General features: G+C 60.1%; 9 protein-coding genes. 5 read left to right on the top strand and 4 right to left on the bottom strand.

Going from position 1 to position 9,848, the window contains the following annotated elements; genetic code table 11:
* The 4 genes from Q0M35_RS14650 to Q0M35_RS14635 all read right to left on the bottom strand — a co-directional run.
* Positions 1 to 2,686 (bottom strand): ATP-binding protein (locus Q0M35_RS14650; RefSeq protein ID WP_295316585.1); only part of this gene is annotated, 2,686 nt, incomplete at its 3' end.
* Entirely contained in the window at positions 2,683 to 2,979 is a 297-nt protein-coding gene (locus tag Q0M35_RS14645) for a hypothetical protein (protein WP_169640880.1), read from the bottom strand. The genes Q0M35_RS14645 and Q0M35_RS14650, both read right to left, overlap by 4 nt.
* Before the next feature lie 4 nt (positions 2,980 to 2,983).
* Positions 2,984 to 3,367, bottom strand: coding sequence for a response regulator (locus Q0M35_RS14640; protein WP_295316582.1), 384 nt, complete (start codon positions 3,365 to 3,367; stop codon positions 2,984 to 2,986).
* A gap of 193 nt (positions 3,368 to 3,560) precedes the next feature.
* Positions 3,561 to 4,850 (bottom strand): helix-turn-helix transcriptional regulator, encoded by a 1,290-nt coding sequence (locus Q0M35_RS14635; RefSeq protein ID WP_295316580.1) that lies wholly within the window; start codon positions 4,848 to 4,850, stop codon positions 3,561 to 3,563.
* 236 nt (positions 4,851 to 5,086) lie between these two features.
* Between Q0M35_RS14635 and Q0M35_RS14630 the strand changes: the two genes are divergently transcribed.
* The 5 genes from Q0M35_RS14630 to Q0M35_RS14610 all read left to right on the top strand — a co-directional run.
* Entirely contained in the window at positions 5,087 to 6,436 is a 1,350-nt protein-coding gene (locus tag Q0M35_RS14630; RefSeq protein ID WP_295316578.1) for a substrate-binding protein, read from the top strand.
* A gap of 92 nt (positions 6,437 to 6,528) precedes the next feature.
* On the top strand, positions 6,529 to 7,560 hold the full coding sequence (locus Q0M35_RS14625) for a branched-chain amino acid ABC transporter permease (RefSeq protein ID WP_295316576.1): 1,032 nt from the start codon (positions 6,529 to 6,531) through the stop codon (positions 7,558 to 7,560).
* Between the two features lie 3 nt (positions 7,561 to 7,563).
* Positions 7,564 to 8,790: a branched-chain amino acid ABC transporter permease gene (locus Q0M35_RS14620; protein ID WP_295316575.1), complete on the top strand. Its 1,227-nt coding sequence runs from the start codon at positions 7,564 to 7,566 to the stop codon at positions 8,788 to 8,790.
* 12 nt (positions 8,791 to 8,802) lie between these two features.
* Positions 8,803 to 9,567: an ABC transporter ATP-binding protein gene (locus Q0M35_RS14615; protein ID WP_295316573.1), complete on the top strand. Its 765-nt coding sequence runs from the start codon at positions 8,803 to 8,805 to the stop codon at positions 9,565 to 9,567.
* 73 nt (positions 9,568 to 9,640) lie between these two features.
* A partial coding sequence (locus Q0M35_RS14610) for an ATP-binding cassette domain-containing protein (RefSeq protein ID WP_295316571.1) occupies positions 9,641 to 9,848 on the top strand: 208 nt, incomplete at its 3' end.

The raw sequence follows: 9,848 nt of genomic DNA, 5'->3' as shown, positions 1-9,848 counted from the left end.
GTGCAGCCATGGCCAGCGATTGCGGCAGCACGACCCGGAAAGCGGTTCCGCCGGTGCCGTCGCGATAGGTGATGCGCCCCCCGAGGCGTGTCAGGATTTCGCGGCAGATCGCAAGACCGAGTCCGGCGCCATTGCTGTCCTGGGCTCCGATCCGGCTGAATTTTTCAAACATCATTTCGCGCGCACCCGCAGGGATCCCCGCCCCGTTGTCGATAAAGTCGATGACCACCGCGTCCCCTCTCTGCCCCGCAACAATGCGCAGTTCGGGACTGTCGGCAGCACAGTATTTAGCGGCGTTGGTGATCAGATTGATGAACACCTGGCTCAGCCGGTCGAGATCCGTGTCCAGCATGATCGCCTCGTCAAGACGCCGCCGTTTGACCGACAATTCACGCGATGCACCTGCCCGGGCGGTTGCGACCGCCTGATCCAGCACATCGCCAAGCGTTCCGGTTTCACGGTTGAGCGTGACCTGGCCGTTTTCAAGCACCGACAGATCCAGCAGATCATCCAGCAGCCGCGTCAGCCGGATCGCCTCTGTATGGATAATGCTTGCGTATCTGGTCTTTTCCATCGGCCCGAGACCTTCGGTATCGCGCAGTATCTCTGAAAAGGCCCGGATCGAGGTCATCGGTGTGCGCAGTTCGTGGCTGATCTGGCTGAGAAAGGCATCCTTCTGGGCGCTGATCTGCATGAGTTTGTTATTGGCCGTGCGCAGTTGTGCGGCGGTCTTGCTGAGCTCGTTTGACTGGGCCTCAAGCTGGCTGGAATATTCAAGCATCTGCGCGGATTCGTCCGCCACCGCCATCAGATCCTGCACCGACACCGAAGCGCCGCCCACGATCTGGCCGATCATCGCATGTGCCGTCGCCGCCCCGACCGAACCCGAAAGAACCCGCTCAAGTCGCTGCAGAAAGGCGGGCGTGGGTTCCGGCAGATGCCCGGGCAATCCCTGGTTGTGCGCCTCATCCGCAAAAAGCTGCAACGCCTCATCAGCCCCCAGAATCCGCTGCGCCATGATCATCAGATCCTCGCTTTCGGCGACGGTGGCATTCCAGCTGCGCGTCTGGGCCGAATGATCAAAAACATTCACGAACTGCGCGCCCTGCAACCGCTCGAGCGGCAGCGGGAAGCTCACGAGGGATACAAGCGCAAAGACCAGCGCATTGAGCGTCATGCTCCAGAAAACCGCATGTACCGTCGGATCCATGCCCGTGATGCCAAAGAGCGCCTGCGGCCGCAGCCAGTGCAGACCGAAAAGGCCGGTCTCGAAAACAGCGTCCGACAGCACCGCATCCGGGCCAAAGCTCGGCAACAGCATGGTGTACATCCAGAGTGCAAAACCGGTGGCAAGCCCTGTCACCGCACCCAGCCGCGTGGCCCCGCGCCAGAACAGGCCCCCGATCATCGCGGGCAGGAACTGCGCCACGCCGGCAAATGAGATCAGACCGATTGCCGCCAGCGCACCGGAGCCACCAGAGGCTTTGAAATAGACATAGCCCAGACCGATGATGCCCAGGATAGAGAGCCGGCGCGACAGGATCACCACGTTGCGCACGTCGCCCGACTGTGTCGCTCCACCTTTGCGCAGCTGCAGGAACACCGGCATCACCACATGGTTGGAGACCATCGTTGACAACGCAAGCGTCGCCACGATGACCATCGAGGTGGCAGATGAGAACCCCCCGAGAAAACTGAGCATCGCCAGACCTTCGCGTCCCTGACTGAGCGGCAGGCTGAGCACAAAGAAATCCGGGTTGGACCCCTGCGGCAGCACTTCAAGACCGATCACCGCGATGGGCACCACAAAAAGGCTCATCAGCATCAGATAGAGCGGAAAGGCCCAGCTTGCGATCTGCAGATGACGTTCGTCATCGTTTTCGACGACCAGCACCTGAAACATCCGCGGCAGGCACAGAAACGCGGTGGCTGACAGAAAGGTCAGCGTGGCCCAGCGGCTGCCATCCGTCTGCCAGGTGCCAAGGGCCGAGGCGTCAATACGCGCCAAGGTCTCCGAAAGTCCCCCCGCAATGCCCCAGACCACAAATATCCCGACCGCCAGCAGCGCCACCAGCTTAACCACCGCCTCTGCGGCAACTGCGATGACCACGCCGTGGTGGCGCTCGTTCGCGTTCAGATTACGGGTGCCGAAGACCACGGTAAAAAGGGCCAGACCGGCGGCGATCCAGAGCCCGCCCGGATTGTCGGTGTCCGGCGTGACAGAGGCATCGCCCGCGGCAGAAAAAATAGAGAGCGACAGGGTCACGGACTGCAGCTGCAACCCGATATAGGGTGTCACGCCAATCACAGCCATCACCGTGACCACAATCGCCAGCACGTTGGATTTGCCGTACCGCGATGAGATCAGATCGGCGATCGAGGTCACCTTGTGGCTGCGCCCGATGCGCACCAGACGGCGCAGCACGAACCACCAGCCGATGATCACGATACTGGGCCCCAGATAGATCGTCACATATTCGAGCCCCGACCGCGCGGCATTGCCCACCGCCCCGTAAAACGTCCAGGCCGTGCAGTAGATCGACAGCGACAAAGTATAAACAAGCGGCGAGCGCAGCAGCCACCCCGCGCGGCCCCGCACCCCCATGCGCTCGGCGATGAAAGCCACACCGAAGAGAAAGGTGACATAGGCAAAGCAGACGGCAATAAGCAGGTTCAGTGAGGTCACCGGCCGGGCTCCTCTGCGCCCTCCGCGCCCTCTCCGCCAGGGTCAGGCATGCGCCGCATCCGCCCGGAGAGCACGAAGGCTGCGAGGATTACCGCAAACCAGACGCCGAAAATGTAAAAGAGCGCCCGGGACATCGGCACAGCCGCGGCCTGCGGGTCGCTGCCGTCAGCCCAGATCAGCGGGATCATCCACAGCCCCGCAGCCAGCACCGCGAGCAGACGCACGGCATCAATCAGCCTGCGCTGGCGGTAGCTGCGCCGTTCCAGAAAAAGAGGTGGCCGGCCGCCTGCCATGGGCTCAGGTGCTCTGCCGGTGCACGTAGAGCAGATCGCGCACGGCTGTCAGCACTTCAGCGTTTGAAAACGGCTTGGTCATGAACCGGCTGACACCGGCCTTTTCGGCCGTCTCACGGTCGCGGCTCTGTCCGCGCGCGGTCAGCATCAGCACCGGCAGGTCCGCCGTCTGCGCATCACTGCGAAGCTCTTCGAGAATGTCAAAGCCGCTCCTGCCTGGCAGCATTACATCGAGGATCACGATATCCGGCTTTCTGGCCCGGATCACATCGGCGGCGTCCGATCCGTCGGAATGGGTGTCGACGGTCCAGCCTTCCCGGCTCAGCAGAAACCGGATGGCTTCGATGATGTTCACCTCATCCTCGACCAACAGCACGTGGTTGCTCATCTGACCCTCCTCCCAAAGGGCATTCCGGGTCTGCACCGGATGCAGGCCTCCGTCCGGAACCCATACTCAGGTTATCGCGCTTTTCTGCAGCCAAGTCAAAAGCCTGCCAGCCCCTCTTTGCCTGCCGCGGCGCAGTTCTGCAATGATACCTGACACAATACCGGCGCGACGGGCTGACATGGCTCAAGCGGCCTCAGACCCCCTCGCGCAGGATCGACGGCTCGCGGCGGCCCGGGCAGCGCTCCGCCGGACAGACACGGCAGGTGGATCCGACCTGCAACGCGTCCTCAGGCGCCGGTGCTGCAACCGGCATCAGCAGCATCGTCGCCTGCATCAGCGGTGGCATGTTATAGACCGGCTCGCCTATGGTTTCGGCCACAGCAAAGCAGTCAAAGGCCGTCCGCCCCCGGCCCAGCTGCACCACAGGGATGCGCAGCACCTGTCCGGGCTGGTTCAGTGCGGAAAAAAGCGGCCAGAGCGCACATGCGGGCGCAAATCGCGGGATCACGAACTGCCCGGCAGGTTTGCGGAACACGATGCTGCCGGCGCGGTCACAGATCACCAGACCGCACTCGGGCTCGGCGAGGCTCGCCATGCGGCGCAGAACAAGCGCCACCGGCGCGCCGGTGTGCCGTGCCAGCGCAACCGGGTCGGGCCCGTGTTCCGCCAGAGCCGCCTGCAGGTCCTTCAGGGAAACGCGGGCGGCGTCTGCGGCAACCCGGTCTAACACCGTGCCGGCAAGCTGCCGGGCCGCGCGCTGGCGCAGCTCAGGAGCGGCGGCGATGATGTCACCGGGTGTTTTCTCACCGGTCTCGATGGCATCAAAACGCCAGGCGTTCGCATCCAGAAAGGCATCAAGCTCATCCTGCGGGCTGGAAGATGTGTCTTCACCGCTCTGCCCCGCCTCGAAATATTCAACCAGCGCCCTGGAGCTGTCCGCAAGGCGCAGACTGTCCTGGTCAAGGTTGGCGTGAAAGCGGTCACGCCAGTCGGCTTCGAGATCCTTTTCATCGGCGAGGATTGAGGCAGTAGAACGGATCGCCGCCGCCGTTGACAACAGTTCGTGCACCGAGGCGGCAAGCTGCGGATCATGCGTCAGCCTGTCATTCAGCACCTCGACGGTGCGCTCCAGCGTGGCGATGCGCCGGTGCCCTGCCGCCAGCACCTCAGCCCAGCCCGGAAAGCGCCCGGCAAGCTCATCGGCCCTCCCGGTTTCCTCGGCCGAAAGGCTGGCGTCCGTGGCCGCTTCGCGCAGCGTCGCAATGAGCGTGGCCTCAGCACCTTCGGTCAGAACCGACGGCTCAACGCCGAGGGCCCGGGCGATATTCACCAGCAGTTTGCCTCCGATTCTGCGCCGGTTATGCTCGATCAGGTTGAGGTAAGAGGCCGATATCCCCAGACTGCGGGCCAGTTCCGCCTGCCTCAGCCCCGCCACGGAACGCCGTTCGCGGATACGGCTGCCGGTCAGTCCTTCGCGTGGCATGATCTGTGCTCCTGAATGTCCGGCAATTTCAACGGGTTTCTGCGCTGCAATATCATAAAATTTACAAACTCCACCCCTGATCTGTCGAATTATTTACAAAATAATTGTTCAGTTCAAGGGACTTGTTGCGCAATTTTCACTCCACAGGCGATAAGCTAACTGCACCTTTGTGCCTCATGTTGCCGGTGGGAGGAGACCCTGGCGGCAGCCTGATTAAAACAACTGGGAGGATTTTCATGTCCAAATCGAACTTTACACGTCGTGGTCTGCTCAAAACCGGCGCTGTCGCCGGCGCCGCCGGCCTGTCGCTGCCGACGTATCTGCGCGCGGACGGCCACAGCGGCTTCACCAACGCACCCACCGGTAGCACAGTCACACTGGGCTTCAACGTACCTCAGACAGGCCCCTACGCCGAAGAAGGCCTTGACGAGCTGCGCGCTCAGGAACTCGCGGTCCAGCACCTCAATGGAGAGGGCGATGGCGGCATGATGAACACCTTCAGCTCCAAAGCGCTGCAGGGAAACGGCATCCTCGGCAAGAAAGTCGAATTCGTCACCGGCGACACGCAGACGAAATCAGACGCAGCCCGCGCATCGGCCAAATCGATGATCGAAAAAGACGGCGCTATCATGATCAACGGCGGCTCTTCCTCGGGCGTGGCCGTGGCCGTACAGGGCCTCTGCCAGGAAGCCGGCGTTATCTTCATGGCGGGCCTGACGCACTCCAACGACACCACGGGTAAGGACAAAAAAGCCAACGGCTTCCGTCACTTCTTCAATGCCTATATGTCCGGTGCGGCCCTCGCGCCTGTGCTGCAGAACGCCTATGGTGCAGACCGTCGCGCGTATCACCTGACGGCTGACTACACATGGGGCTGGACACAGCAGGCTTCCATGCAGGCCGCCACTGAAGCCATGGGCTGGCAGACCGTCAACAACGTACTGACGCCGCTGGCAAGCACAGACTTCTCTTCCTATATCGCACCGGTTCTAAACTCCGGCGCCGACGTGCTGGTTCTGAACCACTACGGTGGGAACATGGTCAACTCGCTGACCAACGCAGTGCAGTTCGGTTTGCAGGACAAAATGGTCAACGGCAAGCAGTTCGAAATTGTCGTGCCGCTTTACTCCGAGCTGATGGCTGCGGGTGCCGGCGCCAACGTGCAGGGGGTGTTCGGCTCCATGAACTGGAACTGGCAACTGCAGGATGAGGGTTCCAAGGCCTTCACCCAATCCTTCGGTGAAAAGTATGGTCGTCCGCCATCCAACTCAGCTCACACCTGCTATGTGCAGACGCTGCTTTATGCGGATGCGGTTGAGCGCGCAGGCACCTTCAACCCCTGTGGTGTGGTCGAAGCTCTGGAAGGCTTTGAGTTCGACGGGCTGGGTAACGGTCCGGTCCTTTACCGTGCCGACGATCACCAGTGCTTCAAAGATGTGCTGGTTATGAAGGGTACAGAGAACCCGACCAACCAGTACGACACACTGGAAATCGTCGAAGTCACGCCGCGTGCTCAGGTGGAATACGAACCTGATCATCCGATGTTCGCCGGTGGCGATCTGGGTGCCTGCAACCCGGGCGCGTAAGCTGCTTTCGGTGCGCGCGCGATGTCGCGCGCACCGTTCCTCAGGTCGCGGCGCCCGGTGTCGCGACCCCAATTCCGGACAAGGTGGGGACCATGGACGCAATCCTTCTTCAAATACTCAACGGCCTGGACAAGGGGTCAGCGTATGCCCTGATTGCACTTGGCCTGACGCTGATCTTTGGCACGCTCGGCGTCGTCAACTTCGCCCATGGCGCGCTTTTTATGATTGGTGCCTTCTGTGCTGTTACGCTGCAGCGCATCTTTACTCTCAGCTACGTCACGCTCGACGAGTCCCAGAAAGATTTTCTGGGCAACCCGCTGAAAGTGGAAACACCCTACGTGCAGAGCTGGTTCGGCGAGAGTCTAGGAGCAGGAATCATCGACTGGTCGGTGCCGCTGGCCATTCTCTTTTGCATTCCGGTAATGGTACTCATCGGTTTTGTCATGGAACGCGGGCTGATCAAGCACTTCTATAAACGGCCCCACGCCGATCAGATCCTCGTGACCTTCGGCCTCGCCATCGTGCTGCAAGAGATCATAAAGTATTTCTATGGCGCCAACCCCATCCCCACTCCGGCGCCAGAATTATTCCGCGGCAGCTTTGATTTCGGTGTACTGCTCGGCTTTGACCCGAACGCCATCATCTACCCATACTGGCGGCTTGTGTATTTTGCCTTCTCGGCCGTGATCATCGGAGGGGTCTTTGCCTTCCTGCAGTTCACCACCTTCGGCATGGTCGTCCGCGCAGGCATGGCAGACCGCGAAACTGTTGGCATGCTGGGCATTAACATCGACAAACGGTTTACCATAATGTTCGGAATAGCGGCCGCGGTCGCGGGGCTGGCCGGGGTCATGTATGCTCCGATCAACTCGCCCAATTATCACATGGGCATGGATTTTTTGGTGCTCAGCTTCGTTGTGGTGGTTGTCGGCGGCATGGGCTCGCTTCCCGGTGCGGTGCTGGCAGGTTTTCTGCTCGGTATCCTCGAGAGTTTTGCCTCGATGAACGAGGTTAAGAATATTCTGCCCGGTATCGATCAGATCATCATCTATGTCGTCGCAATTATCATCTTGCTGACGCGTCCACGTGGCCTGATGGGCCGCAAAGGCGTGATGGAGGAATAAGCCATGCTTGGTTTGAAAAAGACAGACGCCACCCTGTTGATCGTCGTTACGATCCTTACAGTCTTCGCTCCCTTTATCCTGAACCCGTTCCCAACCAGTTCGGCGATGGCGCAGTTCAATGCAGGCTATCCTGACCTTATGCAGCGTTTCATTATCTTTGGCATCTTTGCCATCGGCTTCAATCTGCTCTTTGGCCTGACCGGATATCTATCCTTTGGTCACGCGGCATTTCTGGGCATCGGGTCCTATGCAGTGGTTTGGATGTACAAGCTTCTGGATTACAATGTCCTGCCGGGCCTCGTCCTCGCGGTTATCGTAAGCGGCATCTTCGCGCTGGCCATTGGGTTTATCAGTCTGCGGCGGTCGGGCATTTACTTTTCGATCCTGACGCTTGCTTTCGCGCAGATGATGTTCGCGATCTCCTACTCTGATCTCATCGGACGTTTTCTCGGCACTACCGTTACCAACGGCGAGACCGGACTGCAGGTCTATACTTCTGATCCGCAGATCCTGCTAAGCGCCGGCGAAACCGCGCCGCACTTTCTTGGGCTCGTTGAGATGCGCTCGACCTATACACTGGACGCGGGCGCTTGGAGTTTCGATTTCAACGCGGGCTATTACTTCTGCGTCGTGTTCATGCTGATGGCCTTCTATCTGGCCATCCGAATCTTTCGCTCGCCCTTTGGCCTTATGCTGCGCGCTGTGAAGTCAAACCAGCAGCGCATGAGCTACACCGGTTTGAACACCAAACCCTACACGCTGGCCGTCTTTGTGATTTCCGGCATGTATGCCGGGCTTGCAGGTGGTCTGCTGGCAGCGATGGATCCGCTTGCTGGTGCGGAGCGCATGCAGTGGACGGCCTCTGGCGAAGTGGTTCTGATGACCATCCTTGGCGGTGCCGGCACGCTTATCGGCCCTGTGCTGGGCGCAGGCTTTATCAAGTACTTCGAGAACATTTTCTCTAAGATCAATGACAACGTGCTGCACCAGTGGTTTGCATTTATGCCCGATGGTCTTGAAGATTTCGTGGTCTTCGTCATTCATCCCTTCATCGGCAAAGGCTGGCACCTCACGCTGGGCCTCATGTTTATGATGGTCGTGATCTTCCTACCCGGTGGCCTTGTCGAAGGGGGGCAGAGGATCGGACGGATCTTCCGCCGTAAGGACCGCAACAGTTCGGATGCCGAGCTTGACGCGGCCAAGCAACGCAACACGCCGCCGGCGGAATAAGGAGACGACGTAATGGGAATTCTCGAAGTTAAAAACGTCGGCAAACGGTTCGGCGGGTTGCAGGCGCTGGGGGATGTAAATCTCTCCATCGCGGAGAACTCGGTGCATGCGATTATCGGCCCGAACGGGGCCGGTAAATCCACGCTGCTCAACTGTCTGGTGGGCAAGCTTATCCCCGACACCGGGTCAGTCATGTTTGACGGCCAGTCGGTGCTGGGGCGCAAGCCTTATGAGATCAACCAGATGGGCATCAGCCGGGTATTTCAGACCCCTGAGATCTTCGGTGATCTGTCGGTACTCGAAAACATGATGATCCCCTGCTTTGCCAAACGCGACGGCGCCTTCGGGATGAACGCCATCGGGGCGGTTATGTCTCAGACAGATATCATCGAACGGGCAGAACACATGCTCGAAGAGATGAAAATGGCTGACAAGCGCCATATGACAGCAAGTTCGATGTCACGCGGAGATAAACGCCGCCTTGAGATCGGCATGTGTCTGAGCCAGGAACCCCGCCTGCTGCTGCTCGATGAACCGACTGCCGGTATGGCGCGTGCCGATACTAACAACACCATCGACCTGCTGAAACAGATCAGCGACGAGCGCGACATCACCATTGCGATCATCGAGCATGACATGCACGTCGTGTTCAGCCTCGCGCAGCGGATCACCGTTCTGGCCCAGGGCACGCCCCTGGTCGAGGACACGCCCGACAACATCAAAGGTCACCCCAAGGTGCGCGAAGCCTATCTGGGCGAAACCCAGACCGCCGCCTGAGACCGACCGTTTCCCGGCCCGGAGCCCCCGCGCGCCCCGGATCAGATTGCGAAAGCAAAAAGGATCATAACCGATGAACGTCAAACCCGACTTCTCCAAAAATGCCAACCAGGCAGCAACGGCCCCCGCCTTTCTGTCGGTCTGGGACATGCACGCCTACTATGGCGAAAGCTATATCGTGCAGGGCATCAGCTTTAACGTGCACGAGGGCGAAATTCTCGCACTTCTGGGCCGCAATGGCGCGGGTAAAACCTCGACGCTGCGGGCCATCGCGCGGCTCA

The sequence above is a fragment of the Roseobacter sp. genome, assembly GCF_024639605.1.
Taxonomy (GTDB): Bacteria; Pseudomonadota; Alphaproteobacteria; order Rhodobacterales; family Rhodobacteraceae; genus Roseobacter.
The sequence above is the reverse complement of the archived record's forward strand: the minus strand, read 5'-3'. Positions and strand labels throughout refer to the sequence as shown.